Here is a 23657-nt window from a genome sequence, read left to right on the forward strand (position 1 = left end):
GTGCGGGAGCGGGCGCTGGTGCCGGTGCGGGTGCGGGCGCTGGTGCTGGTTCGGGCGCGGGCGCTGGTGCGGGTGCGGTTGCTGGTGCTGGCGCGGGCGCTGGTGCTGGTACGGGCGCGGGCGCTGGTGCTGGTGCGGGCGCTGGTGCAGGCGCGGGCGCTGGTGCTGGTGCGGGCGCTGGTGTCGGTGCGGGTGCGGGCGCTGGTGCTGGTGCGGGTGTCGGTGCGCGAGTTGGTCTCGGTGCTGGTGCTGGTGTCGGTGCGGGTGTCGGTGCTGGGGCTGGTGCTGGGGCTGGTGCTGGGGCTGGTGCGGGTGTCGGCGCTGGTGCTGGTGCTGGTGCGGGCGCTGGTGTTGGTGCTGGTGTCGGTGCTGGTGTTGGTGCTGGTGTCGGTGCTGGGGCTGGGGCTGGTGTCGGTGCTGGCGCTGGTGCTGGTGCCGGCGCTGGTGTCGGTGCGGGTGTCGGCGCTGGCGTTGGCGAGACTGAAGAAGCCGTAATGTTAATTTGCGTCGGCTGTACTATTTGAGGGTCGGGGCTGAAAAAACCTCCCCGTGCAATCACATTTTCCTTTTTCTGACTCCCAGTAGCAATGCTCCCAACAGTACCGTTAAGTCTGTTATAGTCCGGGCCGACGCTGAAAAGAGTGTTCGAGGCTTCGCCGCCGTGGCGAATGGTGATATCTCCACCATTAGCGCTACCAGTCGCGGATGCGGAAATGCTGCAAGCTGGCGACAAGCAGTTGTTATCGTTTGTGAAAGTGCCTGTAGCTCGGAAATAACGGCCGGTTGTAATGTCAATATCTCCTCCGGCTGTTCGGCCTTCGGTGTTGATATGGGTTACTTCAATGTCGTTGCGGGCGTTGAGGGTGACTTCGCCACCTTGTTTTTCTTCGGAGTTGGCGTTGATGAACCCTGTTTGAATGCTGCTTGAGGGTGCTGCAATACTAACGTCTCCGGCGTTACTGTTTTTGTCGATCGACCCTGCGTTGATATTGCCTGTTTCTACTTTTCCTGTACGGCTGGTGACGGTGATGTTGCCGCCTGCGGTGGTGTCGGAGTGGGAGTCGAGGGCGAGAGTGCGAATGTTGCCACTAGCTTCTAGGGCGATTTGCCCGCCTTGGGAAGTCGTCAGGTTTCCGCTGACTGCAATGGTGTTGGCTGCTTGAATTTCGATCGCCCCAGCGTTTGCACCTTTTACTGCAACGTCTCCTGCAGCTACTGCTAGGTTAGACGCCGTGAGTACCACTTCACCGCTGGCATTGACGCTGAGGCCTGTAGCGTTGCTTTGACCGATGCCTGTGAGCAGTTCGGGCAAGGATGCGATCGAGAATGCAGAAGCTGTGCTGGATGTTCCAGTGCTGCTGGTTGCTGAGGGCGGCTCGATTTCCAAACTCAGCAAATTGCCTCGCTGGCTGAGGCGCACTAAATTTGTCCCGGAGACTGATGCGACGGTAATTTGACCGTTTGGGGCCGAAAGGTTGCCTGTGCTGACAACGGTGCCGCCGAGCAAGGTTAAGTTCTGCCCTGACTTGACTGCTAAGTCGGCCGTGCTGATAATTGCCCCTGCTCGATCGACCCCAAAAGCAAAGGAACTGGGGGCGCCTGTCAGAGATGTGTAAGTGTTAGTACCGTTGGCGTTAAACGAGTTAGTACCAAATCCAATAGCGGTGGCGGTGGTTGCGGTGAAAGAAGCCGGCACGTTTAAGCTGGCACTGTTGCCAAATATGATCCCCGATGGATTCATCAGAAACAAGTTAGAATTGCCGCCGGTTACTTGAATTAAGCCGTTAATAATCGAGGGGTTATTGCCGCCTATGCGCGCTAAAATGTTGCGAATGTTGGGGTTTGATATAAAGTTGGCAATCTGATTTTCCGACAAGCCGAATTCTGTAAAGCTGTGGAAGAGATTTGCTCGATCGCTCGATAATTGTCCGCCTTGAATATCGAAGCGAGTTGGCTGCCCAGGAGTTCCGTTTTGGGCTGCGGGAGTGACGGTAGTCGCCGTTCCGTCCCCGGCTGGAACAATGGTTTGACCTTCGGCTTTTGCTTGCAAAAAGTAAAGGTTGATTAATACTATTTGCACAGCAAATGTCAGTTGTCTGATTCTTGCTTTAGACAGGAATTTAGCCTTTTTTTGAATAGTATTGGCAGTTTTCATAGTTTTTTAAGGACTAAAATATATAATGAATGACAAAAATTATGTAAACCAACCGGGTTGGTAAGAAAAATTTAGCTTGACTGCTTTGTTTCTAAATCTGTGTAACTCTGTACTGTGTCCGATCAATTTGCATAGATGAGTGGAAATACACCCCTCATTTTCTGAGGAGTATTTGGGATCTATTCTGTTAGTTTTATTGCTAAGTAAGCTTTGCCCAGTCAATGTTGCCGATCGCTTGGGAGGAAAGCGATACGCTTGGCTGTAAACCTGTTCGTTCGTCGATCGTCTTTGACAGTGCATGGTGCTAGGTTGACATCACGGTGTCACCTGCAGATGAACGCAGTCAGTCAAGGCGATTGAATGCACGTTCCGACGCGGTACAGGTGCTGACTGGGAATGCCAAGCTCTCCATAGGTTTTTCGGAACGGTTGAAGACGCTATATTTATGAAGCAACCTGGTTTCTGACTGCCATGGGGTGGAAGACTAAAGGAGTATAATTGGCTTTTGCCTTGGCAATTCCCCCAGCGTATCTTCTCCACAATCTAAATATAACTCGGAATGCCTAGATCAGTATCTGCCGCATGACATATAAAACAACAAAAACGGGCTTCCTAGAGGCACTCCGAGGTCGAGAAACCAGTTTTTTTATATGAGTCACAGTTTGAACGAAGTATGACGGTTTAAAAAATCGGTTTCTGTGTCCAGAACAGACCGGAAAATCCAGGTAAAAAATATTTTTTAAATGTAACAAAAAACAAAAAAGCCGCCTCTACAATTGCCGGCTTTTCAAATTCTGACATGAATAAGTAAGTCAATTTTTTAGGGGTTCAGAAACCCGATTTTTTTTTAATAAACCGGGTTTTGGCGTTTCTTAGTGTGAGGTTTTTTGAAGTAACACTACTTAAATCCGGCTCAATTTCCCTCTTGCGCTCAAATCCGCTATTGTCGGTTTCAATCTGCTGGTTTTCGGTTTTAATCGATCGCCCTGTTGCTGTTTAAGGGGGTGTGCGGGCGGATTTGTGGAATGATTTAAGAGTTAATTGGGTGAAGTTTGGACGGTGGGCGAAGGACTCGGTGAAGCAGGTTTCGGTGAAGCAGGACTCGGCGAAGCAAGACTCCGTGAGGGATTGGGAGAAGGTCTGGATTTGTCGGATTTTTTGAGACCGACAAAAGCGTCGTAGCGGACGCTACGATCGCCAATGACGGCCGCTGTAACGCCGATCGACCGCGTGGCGTCTATCCAGATTTTTTGATTGGGAGGAAACTCGGGCAAACCTAGGTTTTTCGGGTTAAACGCACTCTCGGTGTCGATAAAGAAATTGCCGTTGTGAGGTTTGAGTTGCGATCGTACAGTTTTCTGGAACAGTTCGCTACTTAACAGCGGACTGTTCGGTGCCGGGACGATCGCATCAACCACGGGAGCTCCTACTGTGATAAACGCTACATCGTTCATCCAGCCGCGAGTTACCGTAATCCCTCCAAACGGCGATGTCCATTTAATCCCAGGTTTGCCGCCGACTTGAATTTCTTCAACTCTAAACCCTTTGATTTTCATCGTTTCATCAAGCTGTTTGAGAGATTTGTTGGCTGCGCCGCGGTTGTTTGTGTCCACCATAAATACAAATCCCGCAGCAAATTTGTCTTTGGGATTCTGCGCGGCGGCTGGTATTAATGATAGAGAAAATTCTCCCGCCATCCAGTTGATGAAGTCTTTATCTAAATCCATGCCCGTAGTAGATTTTAAACCTGTGCGCAAAACTTGGGGATTAATGGGCGAAAGAGGGTTCGCATCGGCGCCCAATACGTAGTCTTGCCACAAACGCTGCAAGTTACCGCCGGATACCATCATTATGGTATTGCTTGGCAGGCGGTTAACCATTTTTAGTGCGTTGTTTTCTACTGCTATCCTTCTGGTAGAGTCAGGTTTCAGCCAAGAGATTGATTTGAATTCAATTCCTTCTGCCTCCAGGGTAGCTGTGGTGGCGAATCCCTGATTTTGTTGCAGTCTTTCGAGGTTTTCCGGCGAAATTTCGCGGGCTGAGTTGGCGGCTGTAAAGGCTGCTGCAACGGGCATATTGACGTAGATTTGAGCGAAGGCTGAAGAGTTTTTTATTTGTTGTACGGCGTCTGCATAGCCGGGGGTTTTGGCAAGGGATGGTTCGCCTTTGTAGGTGTCGATTATGCGATCTGTGGCGGTGGGATCTGTGGTGACTGCTAGATAGTTTGTGCCGAGTACCGCGACTGAGAAATTGCGATCGGGCATACCTTTAGTTTCTGTAACTTGCACCCCTTTATAATTGCGCTCAACCATTTTTCCTTGGCTGAGGGGTCTGGGTTTTGCTAATAATTCTTTGGCTTTGATCGGGTTGGCAATTGGCAGGATAATTGCTACTGACTGTTGAATTGGCAGAGGCGGGGGCGCATTGGGTGCGGGCGGGGGGACTGGTATGGCTATTTTGTTTCGCAGAAAGGCCACCATTGCCGTATTGCCCACCCAGGGTTGAATGTCTTGGCCGTAGGCGTAACCGTTGCTGGTGAGGAGGCGATCGCGCACTTGGCTCAAAAACCTTTCAAACGAAGCTTTTGACTCTGGGGTGCCAAACTCTCGCAGTCTATTCCACTGCGATTCATCGGTGGTGATGGATAGGGCCATCATCGTATCTTGGGGGACAACGGTTGCTCCCGCCGGCAAATCTTTGGCCGGGCCGCGGGAAATGACGATCGAGTAGGTGAGAAAGCCTAAACCGATCAGAAGTGTGGCGGCTCCGATCGTAAACAGCAGGGAAGATTTATCTTTCTTAAACATTATTCGTAAGGTTCGGGTGCTCGCAACATCATAAATTATATTGGGGATTGGGCATGGGCGATTGGCCAAACAGGGCATGGGGCATTGGTAATTTGTTGTTTTTTATTTGTTATTAGAAAAACCACTCACCAGTAACCACTAACCACTACAGTCCTAGACGCAGAAACCGTTTTTTTTACTAAATACTGGATTTGAGCCTTTAATACTGGTAAAAAACCTGGTTTCTTTGGTATTTAAGCATAAGTCCTACACTAACTAATCCCGATACCCCATTCCCGATGCCCGATGCTTTTAGGCCCAATTCCCTGATGTTAGTTTCTGGCCTTAAAGTCTTTAAAGATAGTTTGAAAGGAGTACATCAGTCGGTGGACATCGTTTGTCGCTCTAGGAAAAATGTTGAGTTCCCATTTTTTGCGCGCGGTAGTTAGCAGTTTTGCTACGGGTTGAGAGTAACTGTTAGAAATGAAATAGCTGCCCCCTTCGTACCTAATATCTGACGCTAAGCCGATAAAAGCACCGGCCGTTTCTAGTTTTAGTTCTGAGGTGCTGTGTTCTGATTTTACTGCTAAAATTACCTGCGAGTGCCGGGGTTCGCGGTTGAGCAAGCGGCAGATATTAGCTTCTTTTTGGTACAAAATTAAGAGGTTGCAGTTGTGCAGAACTCCGGCTCTACCTTGGACTTTTACTCCTAGGTGAACTTCCAGGGCTGGTTTGTCGGGAAATTCCACCACAGCATGAGTATAGGGATGTGCAGTGCCGTGGATTTTTCCCGCTGTTTTTCTAAATGTTAAATATTTTGGTGTTTCGTCGTCTAAAACATTGTTGTAATAAATAGTACCGCCTTCATTAGCAACTGCTTTTAGCAAGATGGTGAAGAGGTAAGTGTCAAAAATTCTGGCTTGTTCTGCCGCTGTGTTAAACTCGGGATCGATCGAGCTTTTTAATTTGCTTTTTATTTCGGAATTGATGGCGTAGTTGCTGGGGCCGGAAGGCAGTTTTTCGAGCAAGTGCTTGAGGGCGATCGCCTGTTTGTGACGGGGGGCTGTGACGTTGGAAGTAAACTCGATTGTTTTGGCAGTTTCGGCACCTGAATTGGCAAATGTAATTTTTGTGCCTAGGGGAGAGGTTTCTGATTCTACTTTCAAGAAATAAGCAATTTCGTCTTCCATTTCGGAAGTGTTCACAGTCGCTTGCTCCACAGCATCAATTAACAGCAAAAGTTGTTCTTTTGCGGTATAATCTTCTATCTTGAGCAGGGGTGTTTTTCTTTTGAGCGATCGCTCTTCAATTACTTTGCCTATCTCTACATTATCCGCTACTTGTTGAACTACCCAACCTAAATTAAACTCATTCAGAATTGCCGCCAGTTCTTGATAGAGTTTGGCGTACTCGATCTCGTCCATAATTGTTTCTGCGCTGCATACTATTCTGATTATACAAGTAGATTTGATTTTTTGGTCAATGGCTGGCGACCAAGTACGCAGATTGCCTGTAATGGCGGATTGACAGAGTGTTCGAGTGTTCCAGTCGGGAAAATCTTTCGCTTGCCCCAACATCTATCCGTTACATCCGTTAAATCCTTTACAGCATCAGTTGCCGAACTTGCTGCTGCCTGAGAGAGACAATTGGGAGTAAGCTATTCTACGACATTTGTAGCGATCGAACTATGGCAACTATCAACGACAACTACCTCAAACTCAAAGCTGGCTACCTGTTTCCCGAAATTGGGCGCAGGGTGAAAGCCTATGCAGAGGCAAATCCCAAAGCGCCCATCATTCGGCTGGGGATTGGCGACGTGACTGAACCGCTACCCGAAGCTTGTCGCCAAGCGATGGTGAAGGCGGTGGAAGAAATGGGTTCGCGGGATACCTTTAAAGGATACGGCCCGGAACAAGGTTATGAGTGGCTGCGGGAGAAAATTGCCGAGCACGATTTTAAGTCGCGGGGATGCGATGTTGATGCTTCGGAAATCTTTATTTCTGATGGTTCTAAGTGCGATTGCGGCAATATTCTCGATATCTTTGGCAACAATAATACGATCGCAGTTACCGATCCAGTTTATCCGGTGTATGTAGACACTAACGTGATGGCCGGGCACACGGGAGATGCGAACGAAAATGGCGAATACGGCGGCTTAGTTTACCTGCCAATTACAGCGGAAAACAATTTTACTGCCCAAATTCCCACCGACAAAAAAGTCGATTTAATTTACTTGTGTTTCCCGAATAACCCGACGGGGGCAACTGCAACCAAGGAACACTTGCAAGCTTGGGTAAATTATGCTAAAGCTAACGGTTCGATTATTTTCTTCGATGCGGCTTACGAAGCCTATATTACCGATCCGAGTTTACCGCATTCTATCTACGAAATTGAAGGGGCGCGGGATTGTGCGATCGAATTTCGTTCTTTTTCCAAAAATGCTGGTTTTACGGGTACTCGCTGTGCGTTAACAGTTGTACCGAAGACGTTGACTGGAAAAGCAGCCGACGGTTCCGATGTCGAAATTTGGAAGTTGTGGAACCGCCGCCAATCTACTAAATTTAACGGAGTTTCTTACATCGTGCAGCGCGGTGCTGAGGCGGTTTATTCTGAGGCAGGCAAGGCACAGATTCAGGCATTAGTCAATTTTTACATGGAAAATGCTGCGATTATTCGCGAGAAATTGACAGCGGCCGGAATCGAGGTTTTTGGTGGCGAAAATGCACCCTATGTGTGGGTGAAAACGCCTCACGGTTTGTCGAGTTGGGATTTCTTTCAGAAGTTGCTGGAAACTTGCAATGTGGTGGGAACTCCGGGTTCTGGTTTTGGTGCGGCGGGTGAGGGTTATTTCCGCATTTCGGCGTTTAATAGTCGGGAGAATGTGGAAGAAGCGATGAGACGGATTGTGGAGAAGTTTAAGGTTTAAAAGCGCGAGAGATAAGTCTTTTTGGGGCCGGGTTCTTCGGCCCACCCCACAAGAAAATTGATCTCTTCTGGAACAGGCATCTTGCCTGTTCATGCAAATGCTGAAAAATGTGAGTTATAATCAGCTTACTGCCGAATTTTCAGGCAGCCACTCCACAAATTCCTCGAAGTTTACGAGCTTGGGTAAAGTTAGAGTTATAGGTTTTCAGAATTACTGATAATATAAATTATATCTCTATCCATCTGCGTTTATCTGCGTGCATCTGCGGTTACAAACTCCCAATCTGCCAGTAGTGCCAGATTCAGACAATTTAAAATACTGGATTTAATCGGGCGCTTTTCATCCCAAAATACGATCGCTGAATAAAAGTTAATCGCCGCCGGTGAATTCAAAAGCTCAAAAGTTTGACGCGCAACTCCCTCGTCGTCAAAGCCGAGAAAGTAAACAGTATCATCAAAAACCACAGGTTTATCAGCTATTTCACCGATCAACCTAAAATCCAGTTTTTTATAAAGCCCGCAAATCGCAATTTTCCAAAGTTTGAAGGTATAATCGCCAACTCCAAAAATCGAAAATCGAGGGTTGTTTTGATAAATTTTGCTTTTTCGATTATCTAAATATTGCCCGCAATCTTCCAGATAGCGCCCGGTTTTAGGAGCTATTTTTTTGATATTTTCAGTTGACTCCCCGATAAATTTTTGAGTAATGAGCATATATCGATCGGTAGCATTAATTCGATTTTGAGCAACACCAGAGCCTTTGATTAGCGGAAACAGATAAGTGTCCTCAATATCGACAACTTCTCCGAATGTATTTACAAAAGAATTGTCTATTTTGCGAAACTCCATCACGTTAGAACAGTCGTGCTTTACACCCGATCGCCATTTTGTCCCTGAATTCACAGCATATAAATTACTCAATTTACTGAAAGAATTTATATCCTTAACCAAGAGATTGTTGTGATATCCAATTCGGTGACAGTCTGAAGTTTCTAAACTGCTAAATACATCGCAGAAGTAGTTTCGCGAATGAGCATCAAATTTGCAGACTAACAAACAAGCATCAACATTTGCATCAAAATATTTTTTAGCATCTATTTTGTAAGTTGCACAGTCAGCGAGATTGAGTTTTTGAGAGTGAAGGTAATTCAATAACTTTCTAGCAGTCGAAGTCTTGCAAAGCATCGCTAGATCGGCATCGCGCTTTTGCAGCCATTGCACCGCCTGAATCAGCATCCATTCTGAGATATCGAAGTTACTCTTACCTGTGAGAGCATCTAAGCCACTGTGATTTTGAAAATTGTTTTTTTTAGGTAAATTTTCGCTACCAATAGTTCCTTGTTGCGAGTTGGTCACCCACGGAAAGTTGCCGAGTACAAGCAGTCGAGTGCTACATCGATCGACTAATGATTTCCAATCAAAATCAAAGAAATCTCCGTGCCAAATATCGCATCTCTCATCCTGAAATAATTGCTTATTTAGTCTGACTTCTTTTAAGTAATTTTGATTTATTTCAACCCCGATAATTTTGGCTGCGGATGGAAACAAACGTGCAGCAGCTTGAATAAAATTACCGATACCGCACGTCGGCTCAATTATGGTGCTAGGATTGACATTAAGTTCTACTAATTTTCGACATACCATCTCGGCTAATGCCGGCGGTGTCTGAAAATCGCCGTATTCTAGTTTGGTTTTGCGATTGTTAGAACTCATTGGTTAGATTTATAAACTGCGATAACACCTTCTTGTTGTCCGGCACGCTCAATGACCCTTCCATACTGAAGTCGCCATTGCAACGCATTAGAAATGGTCAAAAAACCTTGCAAGGGTGGGTTTCTCAGTATTTCGTCTGCAATGTTACCTGCTTCAATTTCGTCAACAGGTAGATTTTTGTCAAACATGAAAGCAAGCAAATCATCTTTATTGCCTTCGTTATCTAAAATATAGCGAATTCCACGGGTCATTTGAAAATCTGCTGTTCTTTCGGCACTAACGTAAATTGTATGCAAAATATTCAGCGTTGCAGTTCGGATGGTACTGTTGTCTGTCTTTTCGTAAACAAAGATAATCAGTGAATATCCCAGCCCAAAAATCTTTTGCCTTGCAGATTTGAAAGGACATGACGACTGCGGTTGCCTAACACTTGTTACCTTCACATCAACCAATATCCCTGGGAAATCGATGCCGCTTGCTGAATTGCCATCTATAAATTCATATTGCTGCTTGAGATAGAGTCTGAACTTTTGCTCCAAATATGTTCCAACAGCCTTTCCGTCTGTGATTCCGTAAAGCAGAGGTTCCGGGTGTTGAGACTCAGCTGCTGAAAATATTGCCGCCTCAGAACAAAGAATTTCTACGGTCAGAGTTGTCATTTTGATGAACCACCACATTTTTAATTGGCTGAGAAGGTAAACAGTATCATTATTATTTGCCACTCTTAATATTCTATCGATCGCCCTCGCTGGGAAAACCAAATTGGTCTGGTAATTCATCGGAAGTAATTTGCAAAATCTTTAACAACTTCTTGTATTGAACAGGCGTTAGCTTCGGTACCGATCGCCCCGATTCCCAGTTCCTTACCGTCGCTTCCGTAACGCCAAGTGCTTCTGCTAGCTGCTTTTGAGTCATAAACCGCTGAACTCTCAGTCGCATTAGGGGCGATCGCTCGGCTCTTTCTGAGATTTCCATAGGCTATTTGTTACTTTATGTTAAAGAATGCACGGTTTTATTAAATAGGTTGACGTATACCGTTATTTGATTTACGCTTATAGCAATAGAGATTAGACAGCACCAGCTAAGCCACTTGTGCTGTAGGGGAATTGCTGTCTTTTCTTCAACTTGTTATTGTACGCGGTTTTACCGTTACAAAGCATCAAACCTATCCAAAATTATTAGTCAAAGCTATGTTGCAAGATTCATCATCGAACCAAACATCGCCGAATGTTTTAACCAACCAAACCTTTGAGGCCGATCGCGAAGCAGTCCGTCACGTCATCATCGGTTCGCCGCTGGGGGTACGGCGAACTATCCACCAACTGCACGCGGCGCGGTATGCGGAGGTTTCTCGTTGGACTCATCCGATCGCCATTCCCGACAATCGCATCATTATTACACCCGAACAGGGAGAAATCATGAGTCTGTTAGTCAAATTAATCCGGCTGCAATGAAGTTACTCCCTTGATTACTCGGCGATTGAAATCGCGTCTACATAAACAAAGTCCGCCTGCGCGGACTGAGAAATAAAATTAAATCAACATTATGACTATTAATCCCGTCCTAAAACCCGTTAGCCAAATAACGCTTTCTCCCGGCAGTGTCGTAACTATTCCCAATATAAGTTGGCTGGAATTTGAGTCGATTTTGCAGGAATTAGGGGAAAAACGAAGAACCAGAATTGCATACAGCAACAGTACCTTAGAAATCATGGTTCCCTTACCCGAACACGAAAGGCCGAAAGATTTAATCTCTGATATTGTCAAAATTTTACTCAAGTCTGCGGGCAGAAGATATGAACCCTTTGGATCTACTACTTTCAAACGGGAAGGTGCAGCAGGAGTTGAACCTGATGCTTGCTTTTATATTCTAAATTATCAGCGGATGATTAATCGCCGCCGACTTTTACCGGACGATCCGCCGCCCGATTTTGCAATTGAAACGGATGTTACTTCTAAAACTAAGATCGATGCCTATAAAATTATTGGAGTTCCAGAAGTATGGGTGTATGACAGCGGCAGACTTCGCATTTATTTGCTACAAGATGGAGAGTATGTAGAATCCGATATTAGTCCGAATTTTCCAGAAATCGCGATCGCACAACTTATCCCCACTGCGGTAGAACGTGCTTTACAGGTGGGAAGTTGTCAAGCGCTAGAAGAATTTGAAAGTGCGATCCTCTCCGTTGGCGTAGCCCCCGTAGGGGCGGGCAACGCTTACGGCTAAACTCCTAGGATGCCTTACGCACTTCGCACTTCGCATCCAAAAAATCACACACTTACTGCCAAATTGTCAACCCCTAAAGGTCGATAAATTGTATCTCTTTGCTGATAATCCCGCCCCAAAGAACTAATCGCATTTTGCAAATCTTCCACAGATTGACAACTGCCGCCAACCGCACCGGCCATCGTTGTAATGTGCTCTTCCATCAAAGTGCCGCCGATGTCGTTGCAGCCCCATTTCAGCGCTTCTGTAGCTCCATCTAAACCTAATTTTACCCAACTCGGTTGGTGATTGGAAATCAAATTGCCTAAGAAGATTCTCGATACAGCCGTGAGCAACAATGTATCTGCTAAAATTGGTTGGTCGCGGCCGACTCGACTCCGCAAAGGAGCCGGTGCTTGCTGTCCGACAAATGGTAGTAAAATAAATTCTGTAATGCGTGCCGGATAGTTTTGGTCGATCGCACTTTGTTGGAGCGATCGCACTTTTTCTAAATGCAAAACCTGCTGTTCGGCCGTCTCAATATGCCCGCAAAGCATCGTACTCGTTGTCGGCAAACCCAGACGGTGAGCAGTTCCCACAATTTCCAGCCAAGTTGCCGAATTTAGTTTTTCCGGGCAAATCACCCGTCGCACAGCATCGTCGAGAACTTCCGCCGCAGTTCCCGGCATCGAACCGACTCCCGCATCCCGCAAAGCCGAAATTACATAGCTGAAACTAAGATTATCTTCTCGGGCAATAAACTCTATTTCTTGCGGCGAAAAAGCGTGCAAGTGCAACTGAGGAAACTTATCCTTAATGGTTTTCACCAATTGCAGATAATAAGGCAAAGATGTGCCGTTCAGCTTAGCTTGAAGATTTAAGCCACCCTGCATACAAATTTCCGTTGCACCCCGCTGCACTGCATCAGTTGCCTTTTCCAGAATTTGGGCTGAATCTAACCAAAAAGCGCCCTCATCTCCCTCGTCGCGGCGGAATGCACAAAAACTGCAATGCTGCTCGCAAATGTTGGTGAAGTTAATATTGCGGTTGATCACGTAGGTGACAGTATCCCCTGATTGCCGGCGGCGGAGCAAGTCAGCGGTTGTTTGAATAGAAGCTCGCGCGTCTGGGTCTCTTTGCTGCAAAAGTACCAAGGCCTCTGCGGCAGAGATGTTGTAACCTTGTAAAGCTCGATCGAGAATTGCATCCACAGTTTTCTTTTTAACTCAATTACAGAATTACTGACTAGAATTAAGGCGTTTTTATATTTTAACTAATCAATTATCGAGGAACGATTTTTTACAATCTCAAGTCTTACAAAACCATCCTTGACTTTCTGGACACTGAAATTATGGGGATCAACCAAGCAAATCAGGTCTTGCCAGTGCCGTCGGGGCCTTTGCAAATTCCTGCTTTACAGACTTTCGGTTCAACTTTTACAGATGCACGCACAGCGGAAATTTATTTTTCCCTCGTCATTCCCACCTACAACGAGTGCAAGAATATCAAGAGTATTGTGGAACAATTGACTCAATTGCTCGATGGCATCATTCCGGGCGACTACGAATTAATTGTAGTCGATGACGACAGCCCCGATCGCACCTGGGAAGTCGCCCTGTCCCTGACACCGGAATATCCGCAATTGCGGGTGATGCGCCGGGAAGAAGAGCGGGGACTTTCCACAGCCGTAATTCGCGGGTGGCAGGCGGCTCGGGGCGAGGTTTTGGGCGTCATCGATGCCGACTTGCAGCATCCCCCTGAGACGCTGTTGCAGCTTTTAGCAGAAATTCAGCGGGGAGCAGATTTGGCCGCTGCGAGCCGTCACGTTGGCGAGGGCGGGGTGAGCGACTGGAGCCTTGTCAGGCGATTTTTATCGCGGGGCGCTCAAACTTTGGGATTAATTATACTGCCCGGAGTCGTGGGCCGAGTTTCCGATCCGATGAGCGGGTATTTTATGGTGCGCCGCAGTTGCATAGCCGGCAAAACCATGAATCCTGCAGGTTACAAAATATTGATTGAAGTGCTCGGCAGGGGGGATATCCGCTGGATTGGAGAAGTTGGTTACGTGTTTCAGGAGCGGCAAGAAGGCGAGAGCAAAGTTACTTGGAAACAGTATATTGAGTATTTGCGGCATTTGCTCAGATTGCGCTTTGCCCGCTGGCCGATGCGCCGATTCCTGCGGTTTGGCGTGGTTGGTTTCAGCGGCGTGTTTGTGGATATGGGAGTTTTTTACCTGCTGCGGACTGTCCTAGGTTTGGGGCTGACTCGCAGTGCAATCTTTTCTGCTGAAGTGGCAATTATCAATAATTTTTTTTGGAACGATTTGTGGACTTTTGGTGATATTTCTAAGGGGCAGCCAGGATCGCGCCAGCGCTTGAAACGGCTGTTGAAATTTAATGTGATTTGTTTGATGGGCTTGATGATGAATGTGCTGCTGGTGAATTTGCTGTTTAATGTTTTTAAGGTAAACGATTATTTGGCTAAGTTGATTGCGATCGCAACTGTGACTCTGTGGAATTTCTGGATCAATATGAAGCTCAGTTGGCGGGTGACGGACGTGAAGTAGGTAATGGGAAATGGGTAATGGGTAATGGGTAATGGGTAATTGATAATGGATAAAATGACTGATGGCTAATGACAAATTGCTCTCCTGCCCTATGCCTTTAAATGACCGAAAGCATCCAGGATACAAGCCCCCGGATTAATCCGTGGGGTCAATTCTAAAATCTAAAATCTAAAATCTAAAATCTAAAATCTAAAATCGATTGACTGAATTAATGATTAAGAACAAACAACTGTTGTTGCTATTTCTGTGGACGGCGATCGCCTTTATTTTGCGCTTTGCCAATTTGGACTCGAAACCGCTGTGGACGGATGAGTTTTCCACTCTAGTGTTTAGTTTGGGCAACAGTTTTCGCGGTGTGCCGATCGATCGCGCGATCGATCTTTCTACATTATTACAACCGCTGCAATTGCGTCCCGGTGCTGACACCGCCGACGTGCTCCGCAATTTGCTGCTAGAAAGCAACCATCCACCAGTGTATTTTATCCTCGCCCACTGGTGGATGCGACTGTTTGGGCCTTCAGAGGATAGTTTAGTTTGGATAGGGCGAGCTCTTCCTGCATTATTGGGCGTGATTTCAGTTCCCGCTATTTACTTTTTGGGCAAGTTTGCTTTTAGTTCGCGTTTAGTCGGTCAATGTGCGGCCGCGATGATGGCAGTTTCTCCCTACGGCATTTATCTCGCTCAAGAAGCTCGCCATTACACTTTGGGAATCTTATTAGTTATTGCCTCTCTTTTTTGCCTCGCCTTAGCTGCAAAAAAGCTGCAACAGCGTGCTCCCATGCCTATTTGGGCGGTGCTGCTTTGGGTAGTTGTTAACTGTTTGGGAATTGCGGTTCACTACTTTTTTGTACTGACTTTGTGTGCCGAAGCAATAGCATTAATTGCTGTAATGTGGCAGCAGTTTAATGAAAAATTGCCAATTGACAACAGCCACCAGCTCAATATTTGGCAATTTCAAATCATCTGGCGGCTTTTCGCGGTAGCGATAGGTACTTTAACTGGCGGTTTAGTGTGGTTGCCGGTATTTTTGTCAAACAAGTACGGCAGCGAACTAACTAATTGGATTGTCAGCGGCGATCGCACATTTTTAAGTTGGGTTAATCCGATTTTTCAAGCTTTAGCTGGATGGATCACTGTCATGTCTCTGCTGCCCGTTGAATCGCCAAATTTGGCAGTAGTAGTTGTATCGGCGATCGCAATGATAATATTTTTTATATTCGTGCTTCCCCTGCTGCGAGGCGCTCTTAAAACTTCATTAAAAACAAGCGATACTCGTCTAGGTACTGTTATTTTCGGCGGATTTGTGCTAGGAGCAATTTTCCTATTTTTCAGCTTTGCATATATTCTCGGGATAGACCTAACTCGCGGCGCACGATACAATTTCGTCTACTTTCCGGGGGTGATATTGCTGTTAGGAGCAACCTTGGCGGTTATTTACAACACACCTACAGCAAAAAGTCAATGGTTTAATTTACCTGCTGTGGAAATTTCTGGCAAAAAAGCAGTTCTGCTAATTTTAGTAATCGGTTTTGCAAGCGGTGTAACGGTAAATTCCAATCTCGGCTATCGCAAATATTACAAACCAGACCTTTTAATTCCGATTATCCGCGAATTATCGAAAGTTCCCGTGTTAATTGCTACTACTCAAAGCACTCATGTAGAAATAGGAGAGTTGATGGGGATAGGGTGGGAATGGGAAAGAAGTTCGGCAACGGATTTTGTAGCGGATGTAAAAGATGTTAGGAAGAAAGAAGAAGTTAAAGCCTTTGATTCTCCGCTGTTTCTTTTGGCTAATCAGAGAAGGGATGCGCCGGAAATTGTGGCGGGGATACTTGAAAAGACACTCAGTCAATTAGAACGCCCGCTTGATTTGTGGTTGGTTAATTTTCGTGCACCTGTTAATTTAGCAGCACAAAAGTGTCAGCTTGAATCTCGGGATTTACCTGCGGTAGATGGGTATGAATATCAAGTTTATCATTGTTCTAGGTCGTAGGTAAGTCAGTCTTAGACGCAGAAACCGGGTTTTTTGCGAAAATACTGCATCCTGCCTTGAATAATGGTGAAAAACCCGGTTTCTTTGGCATTGATGCGTAAAAAAAAGGGGCAACAACGGGGAGACTGCCCCTACAAAGGCGGGAACTAGACCGTCACTAATAATCAGCGGCAAAATGTTTAATTAAAACGCTCATTACTTCACCGGGATTTTGAGTTGGGACAAGCGGACTCCAGTCAGTAGCGCAGGCAAAATTATCGCGGTGAAAAGCATGAATGACGCGGGAAACAACAGGACGAGAACTGATAATGAAAAGTTTCAAGAGTTCTCGGTTAACTGAATTTGGCAAGTTTGGTTCTTTAGCAGGGGGCTGATTGAGTTCGGTAGTTGGATTTTCTGGCCCAACCTCGAAAGCAAGTATTAATTCGGTATTGGGTAGCATTTGCCGGATGACTTTCAGGGAAGATTCTGCTTCGCTGCGGCTGCGAAATTGCGCTACGGGCAAGCGCTGAAAGTTGGGCAGGAGTCGGTAAATAATCCAGGCATTCGCAGTTTCTGCGGTGTTCATGGTTGTATTGTAAATTGGGGATATTTGCCCATAGAAAAGTGACAGAATTGCACCTTTTATTTTTAGTGCAGTCTGTTCTGGCTATGGCTGTGCCTATCTCAAGTAAGTTAACCGCTTAAATTAGGCGCTTAAATTAACTATTCATAATAATATGGTAAAAAAAAGGCAACGTCAACGGCAACCAGAAAATGAGTTGCCTTTTCGGAGACTGCGGCAGGACGCTAATTTGAGCCAAGAAGAGTTGGCTGTGCGGATGGGGGTGTCGGCTTCGTCGGTGCGGCGATGGGAAAAGGGAGACGAACCTACGATGACTGTTCGGCAAATGAGGGATTTTTGCCATTTGGTGGGGGTATCTTTTGATGAGTTGCCGGATTATCTCAGTCGGCGAGTAGATGAGGAGGAGTCATAGGGGGATGGATCGGTCGATCGCACTTTTGCTTAAAATAAGTGCATTAGCCAAGCTTGCGACAGGAATCGAGCTTTTTTATTTCCCCCTACCCTAAATCGGACGATGACACAGTAGAGAGAAAAAGGGCGATCGGTTTCCCTAAAACAGTAAGCTACAATCATAAAATCAGGCTAAAGATTGACCGTGAAGCCAAATTATATCCAGCAAAGTCAGAACATCTACAACCTTGCCGAGCCTGAGTATGAACGGTATTATTATAATGAGGATACAGGCGGGTTCGTACTCATCCATCAAAACCATAATACCAATGATTCTGAGCGGTTTATCGCTGAAGTTTTGGCGAGACTTGGGCGACGAGTGAAGTTATTGAGCGAGCAAGCTTCACCAGGCATCAGAACACCTGATGCTGAAATTGATGGGGAAATCTGGGAGTTTAAAGAGCTGAGTCCAGAAGCGGCCAGTATCAAAAATACAGTTCAAAGAGGCGTAGCTGTCGCTAAAAAACGCGCTCGCAATGTAGCTTATCATATAAATACTGAGGTTGATATTGCAGATATCAATAAAGGAATTACCAGAGCGATGATTTGGGATACTGAAAGGCTGTTGCAAAAAATCACACTGATTTTTAATGACGGTAAAGTTCAAGAGTTAACGAGGGAGGAATTGGACAATGGAGAATCTTTTCAATAGTTTTAAGGAAAGAATCGAGCTGGGTATCAAAAATAATATTCCTGTTGAAGCTAGGTTGATTGTGCTTGGCGAACTTATTTACGCAGCGGAACGGAGAGATTTGACTCCGAAACAAGCACGAGAATTAGAAGCTTTGCTGAGGTTGTCGGAGATTTTGAAAAATTATCAGGCTATTCGAGAACAAGCAATTTTTGGTGAGTTGCTGGTTTGAATTGCGATTGGTATCAAAAAAGAACCACGCTATAATTGTTGTAATTTTTGGGAAAAACTGCAATGTTAAATTACAACTTGCCGAGGTACTTGCCCTCAGCCGATGAACTGCCAGATTCTGACGAAACGCCTGTGGATAACGAACTTCAAGAACTAATACCGGGGTTGCTAAAAGCGATATTGCTCATAATTTGGGCAGAACGCATGGACTGGTTTTTTGGCATAGATATGGGTATCTATTATCACCCTGAAAAAGCTCCAATTGTCCCCGACGGTTTCTTGAGTTTAGGAGTAGAACGGTTTTACGATGAAGAATTGCGTCCCAGTTACGTGCTGTGGGATGAAAATGTTGTCCCAACTTTGGTGATGGAAATCGTTTCCAAAAAGTATCGCAAGGAATACAGCACAAAGTTGGAGGAATATCAAGATTTAGGCGTGCTTTATTACATTATCTATTCATCCCGCCGCCGTCGCAAACCCCGATTGGAAGTACATAAGTTAGTTAATGGAAAGTATGAATTACAGTCGGGACATCCAGTTTGGATGCCCGAAATAGGTTTAGGAATTGGTTGTGAAAGGGGAAATTATTCTGGGGTGACGAGGGAGTGGCTGTATTGGTACGACGCAGAGGGAAAACGTTATCTGACTCCTGAAGAACAGGTGAACAGATTAGCACAAAAATTGCGGGAGTTAGGAGTCGATCCAAATAGTTTGAGGTGATTTAATTTACGGGTGGAAACCTCAGAGACTGACAAGCGATCGCACTTTCGATTAAAATAATTAAAATAAGTGCGTTAGCGAAGCTTTCCGCAGGAATCGAGCTTTCATTTCAGTACAAATTTTGCGGCAGAGGTAGCAGATAAAACTTTGAGTAACTCTCAGTAGGCTCAACTTTCTGATTGAATTAAATCGCCTGCTGGTGGATGTCGTTTTATAGCTTTGTCAGCGGCCCGAATATTAATGACTCTCTCTCGATTTAAGACTAATGCTGTAACTGTAGCTCGTCCAATTGGAGTCAAACCAACTATTGATAATCCATCCGCAGACCAAATAAAATGTTCGTTCCAACTATCTTGTATGGGGTTAAACAACGGTACTTCTACGTCTGACTGAGCATCTATCGCTCTAGTTTTATCAGATTTCTTGCGGTTGCAGTGAAAGCAAGCTAGTGCCAAATTGTCAATATCGTTAGTCCCATTTTTAGTTAAGGGAATGACGTGTTCGATAGTAAACTCTACGTACTGCCATTGTTCGGAGGCATGACAATATTCGCACAGACAGTTTGCTCTCTGACGAACTTGATTTTGGATATTTTCAGGGATTTGACCGAAAGCATCCAGGATACAAGCCCCCGGATTCATTCCGAAAGCAGACTTAGGACGGAGAAATAAAAAACGTGTATCCGATGAAACTTGCCGAACGTATTTATCTCGCGCAAGTCAATGCTTCAATCTAAAATCTAAAATCTAAAATCTAAAATCGATTGACGGCGACCGGACATTTCTACACAGTAGGCTGAATCTGACCCAAGAAAAGATTGCGGACAGTCCGATTGACAAAACTGAGGTAATCGTCGATTTCTTCGTAAAGATTGAGTTCTTGTTCTTCCTCAGTATTTAGGGGAAAAGTTTGTTGTTTGTCCAACAGTTCTTGGATGCGATTTTTGACAGCGGTGGAGGCTCTAAAAATGGGTATGCCTTCCACTAATTCTATTCGGACAGCTCCTTCTATAGGTAGAGTATCGCGCAGGTTTTCCAGTTTTGGCAGGATTAGCATAGTTGTGGATTTTATGGGTTTCCGTCTTGATTATATCTAGGTTTTTTTCACTCTTTCCTCACACTATCCGGCACGCCCACGGTCGAAATACCCGATATCGCCCTTAAATTCTGACACCGAATCAACTCATTAAAATCCAAACTGCGCCCTTCAATTTGCGCCACAGCCTCGATCGCCCCTAGCAGATGTCCGGCCGCTTCCGCTTCGCTGTAACCGCGCCTTCCGGCGACTCTAATCGCCCCCTCGTCTGCATCTAACTCTACTTGCGAACTGCGGTTGTCGCGCCAAATTCGAGTCATGGCGAGTCCCGTCAAACCGCCCGCGATCGCAGTGCCGATCGCATCTCCCTGCAACAATTCTACAACAGTCCCGACAATTCCCGCCAGAGCCGCACCTTGATAAATATCCGGTTTAAACCACTTAACATTGCACAGAAAACTTACATTCCGCAATAGCAGTAAATCCCGCTGCGGCTTAGATAGCAGCCGCCACAAATCAAAATTAATATAAATCGGGCGAGATTGATTCCAAGGCAAAGGAAAATCGCAGTCAATTACCGTTGATTGCTGTGGCTTATTAATAATTTTACACGTCATGCGGCCGGAAGCGGGCATCACATCTAACAGGCGGCGAATTTCTGGTTCTGGATTCATAAATTTAGGGTAATTGATAATTGATAATTACATCTGGATAAAAAACAATAATATAGGTCACGGCCTCGTAGGGGCGGGTTTTACCGACAATAATTGCCTAAAATCTACAATCTCGTAAACCCGCCCCCACCCAAGGGCTGATGCGATCTAAATCAAAGTTGATGTAGGTTATTGGTTGTGTGGGGGCGGGTTTCAGTAATTTTTTGACGCCAGTTAAATATTGTTTGTCAAACCAGCCCCGAGAAGTCAATAGAAGATATTAAGGGTTTTTCTTGGATTCGGAAGCAGGAGATTCTTGAGCTCTGGGAGCCGCTTTTTCGGTATTAGCAGAAGGCTTGGGACTGGCAATTGCTGGGGCAACTGACGGCTTTGAATTGGCGGTTGGGGATGCCGGTGATTTTGGAGATTCAGGGGCTGTTAGCGGGGCAGCAGGGGCTGTTTTAGCGCCTAAAATGCTGGCGTCTCCGGTGTCGAAGGTGCCGGCGATGCAAGCGATCATTATTGTAGCTAATGTGCCGACAAATAATGCTTTCCAACCGAGTTCAGAAATGTCTTTGCGGCGGGATGGAATTAGGGCGATCGTACCGCCGACAAATATGCCGACGGAGGCTAAGTGGGCGAAGCCGGAAAGGGCGTAACTGACAATTAAAACTGTACGATCGCTCACCAGTCCTTTTGCCGATGCTTCTGCTAAACTTTGATAGGGCGGAATCGCTGTTTCTAACAGCCGGCGACCGATGATTACTGATGCTTCCCAAGAGTCGTCAATGGAGACTCCTGTTAATAGCGTCAGGGGATAAAATAGGAATCCCATAATGTTGGCTAAGGTGACAACTTTGAAAAAGCCACCAATTGGCCCGGGCAAAATTGCCAGCCAACCAAAGAATTGATTGATTAAGGAAACTAAGCCCAAGATTAAAATCAAAACAGCGGCAATGGCTACCGCCATTTTTACACCGTCCAATGCACCAATGATCGCTGCATCCAAAGGGCTGACTCGTTCGATGGGTTCTCCTCCAACTGTCTCTTGTGGCATCGCGTCGCCGTCCGTGTCGGAAATTTCTTCGCCCACAAACTCGCGGCCTTTAGGCTGCCGTTCTTCCTTGGGAATGCCGCCCATTGTCAGCGGCACGCCTGTTTCTGGTACTAAGATTTTGGAGAGGACAAAACAAGCGGGAATGGCGATAATTGAAGCTGAAACTAAGTGTCCTAAAATATTTGGAAAAACAGGCTTGAGAAAACTGACGTAAATTGCTAATGTTGAAGAAGCGGCGGTTCCAAAACAGCATGAGAGGATTGCACAAAGTTCGGAACGAGTCATTTTCGGCAAATAAGGCTTGACGACAATTGCCGCTTCAATTCCTACGAAAATATTGGCTGCGCCGCTGAGGGCTTCCGCGCCGCTCAACCGCATTGTCATATAAAAGATTTTGGCAAAAACTTCGGTGATAATTTGAATCACGCCGATGTTGTATAGCAATGCCATGAGGCCAGAAAAAAAGATGACTGTCGGTAAAGCTCGAAAGGCAAAAATATATCCTAAATTAACTGCCGGATCTTTACCAGGTATCGGTACAACATTGCTCCCGAAGACAAATCTCGCTCCAGCGTCAGCAGCGGTGAATACTCCATCGAGTAAGCCAGTAAACCACTCTAAAGCGAGGCGAGTTGGGGGGAACAGGAATACTAAAAATCCCAAGACTAATTGCAGGCCAATGCCCCAGATGATGACGCGCCAAGGTATATACTTAGACTGTCGGTTTTCTGAAAAAACCCAGGCGATCGCACACAAGCCAAAAATGCCCAGAAATGAGATAAGATTGTAGATAGACATGAGCCTAGTCCTTGAAATAGTTGAGAATGCCGATCGACGGTTTGCACCACATCAGTTATACTATTCATCTGACGGCAAATGTTAAAAAAAATAACTGGCAGATAACTTACGCACTCAACAGCGTACTGATGTCATTGTTTAGGTCATTCCGAAGTCTGCGGATCTTTCGCAACCCTTAATTTGCCGTAATTACCAGCAGTTTAGATAGAAACTCTAACACATGGAAGCTTTTGCTCCACATCCTCCTGAATGGACTGCGACGGCGGTTCACGCTAATGAGTTTTGCTGTCCCAAGTGCGGTGCTAGCTGCACGGATGCCGCTGATGTCTGGATTAATCGCCGATCGCCAGTATACACCGAGTTCAACCGCCGCAAGTGGCAAGAATTTTACCGCTGCCAGTGCGGCGGTGTGTGGTGGGCCTGGAGTAGCGACAGGCCTCCTTCTGAACTTGTGCGTCGCGATGAGATCTCGGATGAGGGGCCGGATGATGATTTTTAGAACGGTGACAGAATTTTCGATTTTCGATTTTATTTAAAATTAGGGTAAAGTGCGTATTGCCCACCTTAAATTTAGATATGCGATCGCAGTTCTCAACTAATTAATCGCGTCAAGTATTCCCTTGACTGCGCTTTCCATGACTCTTTCAATTAAGCTCAATTCATTTTCGCCACTCAACTCATTTAAGAGCATTGACTGAATTTGGTATCTGCCATCGCGAGTCAGTTAGCTTGACGAAAATATCTGCTCTACTATTTGTTCAGTTAGAAATGGGAAACCTTGAGTTTGCATGGTTGGTCTCTAAAAGCATTAATATTTTGTTTTCAACTTTATTAGAGGAGCCAGTTATTGCGCGGGTTTTTGCCGTTCCGCCCAGTCAGTGCTCCAATCATAGGACTCTGGGGGGATTTTGTCAATATACTGGCGACAGATAAATACAAAATTTGCCTTAAATTTCCAATATTCTGGCAACGGGTGGTTTTCGAGTGCGATGACTTATGCCCTGTGCCTGCAAGGTCGATCGACCCCCCCGCCGTGGCGGTGTTCGATCGACCTTTTTAAGTTTATTGGCACTTGGGCGGAACATTACACCTCAAAAAAAAATCACAACTACAATAGATTTGAATTGGTAATCGGGAATTGGCTTGTCTGAATTCCCTCTTCCTTCCGGCTAAC

Annotated in this window: 22 protein-coding genes; 10 read left to right on the top strand and 12 right to left on the bottom strand. The window is 45.9% G+C overall.

The window, feature by feature from the left end:
• From QUA80_RS23705 to QUA80_RS23715, 3 genes are all read right to left on the bottom strand, one after another.
• A partial coding sequence (locus QUA80_RS23705; protein WP_333427469.1) for a two-partner secretion domain-containing protein occupies nt 1-2155 on the bottom strand: 2155 nt, incomplete at its 3' end.
• Between the two features lie 1037 nt (nt 2156-3192).
• Nucleotides 3193-4962, bottom strand: coding sequence for a DUF3352 domain-containing protein (locus QUA80_RS23710; protein ID WP_333427470.1), 1770 nt, complete (start codon nt 4960-4962; stop codon nt 3193-3195).
• Nucleotides 4963-5273: 311 nt separating this feature from the next.
• Nucleotides 5274-6365: a hypothetical protein gene (locus QUA80_RS23715; RefSeq protein ID WP_333427471.1), complete on the bottom strand. Its 1092-nt coding sequence runs from the start codon at nt 6363-6365 to the stop codon at nt 5274-5276.
• A 263-nt stretch (nt 6366-6628) separates the two neighbouring features.
• On the opposite strand from QUA80_RS23715, the gene QUA80_RS23720 reads away from it, so the two are divergent.
• Nucleotides 6629-7867 carry an LL-diaminopimelate aminotransferase gene (locus QUA80_RS23720; RefSeq protein ID WP_333427472.1) on the top strand — a complete coding sequence of 413 codons (1239 nt, stop codon included), beginning with the start codon at nt 6629-6631 and terminating at the stop codon, nt 7865-7867.
• 248 nt (nt 7868-8115) lie between these two features.
• On the opposite strand, the gene QUA80_RS23725 is transcribed toward QUA80_RS23720, so the two are convergent.
• The 3 genes from QUA80_RS23725 to QUA80_RS23735 are packed head-to-tail and all read right to left on the bottom strand — an operon-like array spanning nt 8116 to nt 10554.
• Nucleotides 8116-9579 (bottom strand): class I SAM-dependent methyltransferase, encoded by a 1464-nt coding sequence (locus tag QUA80_RS23725; protein WP_333427473.1) that lies wholly within the window; start codon nt 9577-9579, stop codon nt 8116-8118.
• A complete protein-coding gene (locus QUA80_RS23730; protein ID WP_333042058.1) occupies nt 9576-10301 on the bottom strand; it encodes a restriction endonuclease in 726 nt (241 codons plus the stop codon). Before QUA80_RS23730 ends, QUA80_RS23725 begins: the two co-directional genes overlap by 4 nt.
• 10 nt (nt 10302-10311) lie before the next feature.
• Nucleotides 10312-10554 (bottom strand): helix-turn-helix transcriptional regulator, encoded by a 243-nt coding sequence (locus QUA80_RS23735; RefSeq protein ID WP_333367493.1) that lies wholly within the window; start codon nt 10552-10554, stop codon nt 10312-10314.
• 215 nt (nt 10555-10769) lie between these two features.
• Here QUA80_RS23735 and QUA80_RS23740 point away from each other — a divergent pair, with 215 nt between their 5' ends.
• Complete coding sequence (locus tag QUA80_RS23740; RefSeq protein WP_333427474.1) at nt 10770-11033, top strand: hypothetical protein; 264 nt, start codon at nt 10770-10772, stop codon at nt 11031-11033.
• A 91-nt stretch (nt 11034-11124) separates the two neighbouring features.
• Nucleotides 11125-11805, top strand: a complete 681-nt coding sequence (locus tag QUA80_RS23745; protein WP_333427475.1) for a Uma2 family endonuclease — start codon at nt 11125-11127, stop codon at nt 11803-11805.
• Nucleotides 11806-11849: 44 nt separating this feature from the next.
• Here QUA80_RS23745 and cofH read toward each other — a convergent pair whose 3' ends face one another.
• Nucleotides 11850-12995 carry a 7,8-didemethyl-8-hydroxy-5-deazariboflavin synthase subunit CofH gene (gene cofH / locus QUA80_RS23750; protein WP_333427476.1) on the bottom strand — a complete coding sequence of 382 codons (1146 nt, stop codon included), beginning with the start codon at nt 12993-12995 and terminating at the stop codon, nt 11850-11852.
• Nucleotides 12996-13135: 140 nt separating this feature from the next.
• On the opposite strand from cofH, the gene QUA80_RS23755 reads away from it, so the two are divergent.
• Together QUA80_RS23755 and QUA80_RS23760 are read left to right on the top strand one after the other, a co-directional pair.
• On the top strand, nt 13136-14350 hold the full coding sequence (locus QUA80_RS23755) for a glycosyltransferase (RefSeq protein ID WP_333427477.1): 1215 nt from the start codon (nt 13136-13138) through the stop codon (nt 14348-14350).
• A gap of 199 nt (nt 14351-14549) precedes the next feature.
• Nucleotides 14550-16343 carry a glycosyltransferase family 39 protein gene (locus tag QUA80_RS23760; RefSeq protein WP_333427478.1) on the top strand — a complete coding sequence of 598 codons (1794 nt, stop codon included), beginning with the start codon at nt 14550-14552 and terminating at the stop codon, nt 16341-16343.
• A gap of 157 nt (nt 16344-16500) precedes the next feature.
• On the opposite strand, the gene QUA80_RS23765 is transcribed toward QUA80_RS23760, so the two are convergent.
• Nucleotides 16501-16911, bottom strand: coding sequence for a hypothetical protein (locus QUA80_RS23765; protein WP_333427479.1), 411 nt, complete (start codon nt 16909-16911; stop codon nt 16501-16503).
• Nucleotides 16912-17062: 151 nt separating this feature from the next.
• On the opposite strand from QUA80_RS23765, the gene QUA80_RS23770 reads away from it, so the two are divergent.
• The 4 genes from QUA80_RS23770 (at nt 17063) to QUA80_RS23785 (ending at nt 18940) form a co-directional block, all read left to right on the top strand.
• Nucleotides 17063-17320, top strand: coding sequence for a helix-turn-helix transcriptional regulator (locus QUA80_RS23770; protein ID WP_333427480.1), 258 nt, complete (start codon nt 17063-17065; stop codon nt 17318-17320).
• A 183-nt stretch (nt 17321-17503) separates the two neighbouring features.
• Complete coding sequence (locus QUA80_RS23775; protein ID WP_333427481.1) at nt 17504-18010, top strand: CdiA C-terminal domain-containing protein; 507 nt, start codon at nt 17504-17506, stop codon at nt 18008-18010.
• Nucleotides 17991-18221: a hypothetical protein gene (locus QUA80_RS23780; RefSeq protein WP_333162634.1), complete on the top strand. Its 231-nt coding sequence runs from the start codon at nt 17991-17993 to the stop codon at nt 18219-18221. The genes QUA80_RS23775 and QUA80_RS23780 overlap by 20 nt, the downstream gene beginning before the upstream one ends.
• Before the next feature lie 62 nt (nt 18222-18283).
• Complete coding sequence (locus tag QUA80_RS23785; protein ID WP_333427482.1) at nt 18284-18940, top strand: Uma2 family endonuclease; 657 nt, start codon at nt 18284-18286, stop codon at nt 18938-18940.
• A gap of 167 nt (nt 18941-19107) precedes the next feature.
• Here QUA80_RS23785 and QUA80_RS23790 read toward each other — a convergent pair whose 3' ends face one another.
• From QUA80_RS23790 to QUA80_RS23805, 4 genes are all read right to left on the bottom strand, one after another.
• Complete coding sequence (locus tag QUA80_RS23790) at nt 19108-19581, bottom strand: HNH endonuclease (RefSeq protein WP_333427483.1); 474 nt, start codon at nt 19579-19581, stop codon at nt 19108-19110.
• Nucleotides 19582-19723: 142 nt separating this feature from the next.
• On the bottom strand, nt 19724-19996 hold the full coding sequence (locus QUA80_RS23795; protein WP_333427484.1) for a hypothetical protein: 273 nt from the start codon (nt 19994-19996) through the stop codon (nt 19724-19726).
• A gap of 47 nt (nt 19997-20043) precedes the next feature.
• Entirely contained in the window at nt 20044-20649 is a 606-nt protein-coding gene (locus QUA80_RS23800; RefSeq protein ID WP_333427485.1) for a DUF3318 domain-containing protein, read from the bottom strand.
• A 259-nt stretch (nt 20650-20908) separates the two neighbouring features.
• On the bottom strand, nt 20909-22483 hold the full coding sequence (locus tag QUA80_RS23805) for a nucleoside transporter C-terminal domain-containing protein (RefSeq protein ID WP_333427486.1): 1575 nt from the start codon (nt 22481-22483) through the stop codon (nt 20909-20911).
• Nucleotides 22484-22703: 220 nt separating this feature from the next.
• Here QUA80_RS23805 and QUA80_RS23810 point away from each other — a divergent pair, with 220 nt between their 5' ends.
• The gene (locus QUA80_RS23810; RefSeq protein WP_333427487.1) at nt 22704-22982 is read left to right on the top strand and encodes a hypothetical protein; all 279 of its coding nucleotides are present in this window, start codon (nt 22704-22706) and stop codon (nt 22980-22982) included.
• The last annotated feature ends 675 nt before the right edge of the window (nt 22983-23657 follow it).

This window comes from Microcoleus sp. F4-D5 (assembly GCF_036704885.1).
GTDB lineage: Bacteria > Cyanobacteriota > Cyanobacteriia > Cyanobacteriales > Microcoleaceae > Microcoleus.

Coding starts and splice junctions, on each gene's coding strand:
- QUA80_RS23745 (WP_333427475.1), top strand. CDS start 11,125: ATGACTATTAATCCCGTCCTAAAACCCGTTAGCCAAATAACGCTTTCT.
- QUA80_RS23720 (WP_333427472.1), top strand. CDS start 6,629: ATGGCAACTATCAACGACAACTACCTCAAACTCAAAGCTGGCTACCTG.
- QUA80_RS23740 (WP_333427474.1), top strand. CDS start 10,770: ATGTTGCAAGATTCATCATCGAACCAAACATCGCCGAATGTTTTAACC.
- QUA80_RS23800 (WP_333427485.1), bottom strand. CDS start 20,649: ATGAATCCAGAACCAGAAATTCGCCGCCTGTTAGATGTGATGCCCGCT.
- QUA80_RS23805 (WP_333427486.1), bottom strand. CDS start 22,483: ATGTCTATCTACAATCTTATCTCATTTCTGGGCATTTTTGGCTTGTGT.
- QUA80_RS23780 (WP_333162634.1), top strand. CDS start 17,991: ATGGAGAATCTTTTCAATAGTTTTAAGGAAAGAATCGAGCTGGGTATC.
- QUA80_RS23725 (WP_333427473.1), bottom strand. CDS start 9,579: ATGAGTTCTAACAATCGCAAAACCAAACTAGAATACGGCGATTTTCAG.
- QUA80_RS23790 (WP_333427483.1), bottom strand. CDS start 19,581: ATGAATCCGGGGGCTTGTATCCTGGATGCTTTCGGTCAAATCCCTGAA.
- QUA80_RS23785 (WP_333427482.1), top strand. CDS start 18,284: ATGTTAAATTACAACTTGCCGAGGTACTTGCCCTCAGCCGATGAACTG.
- QUA80_RS23765 (WP_333427479.1), bottom strand. CDS start 16,911: ATGAACACCGCAGAAACTGCGAATGCCTGGATTATTTACCGACTCCTG.
- QUA80_RS23810 (WP_333427487.1), top strand. CDS start 22,704: ATGGAAGCTTTTGCTCCACATCCTCCTGAATGGACTGCGACGGCGGTT.
- QUA80_RS23755 (WP_333427477.1), top strand. CDS start 13,136: ATGGGGATCAACCAAGCAAATCAGGTCTTGCCAGTGCCGTCGGGGCCT.
- QUA80_RS23770 (WP_333427480.1), top strand. CDS start 17,063: ATGGTAAAAAAAAGGCAACGTCAACGGCAACCAGAAAATGAGTTGCCT.
- QUA80_RS23710 (WP_333427470.1), bottom strand. CDS start 4,962: ATGTTTAAGAAAGATAAATCTTCCCTGCTGTTTACGATCGGAGCCGCC.
- QUA80_RS23735 (WP_333367493.1), bottom strand. CDS start 10,554: ATGGAAATCTCAGAAAGAGCCGAGCGATCGCCCCTAATGCGACTGAGA.
- QUA80_RS23715 (WP_333427471.1), bottom strand. CDS start 6,365: ATGGACGAGATCGAGTACGCCAAACTCTATCAAGAACTGGCGGCAATT.
- QUA80_RS23795 (WP_333427484.1), bottom strand. CDS start 19,996: ATGCTAATCCTGCCAAAACTGGAAAACCTGCGCGATACTCTACCTATA.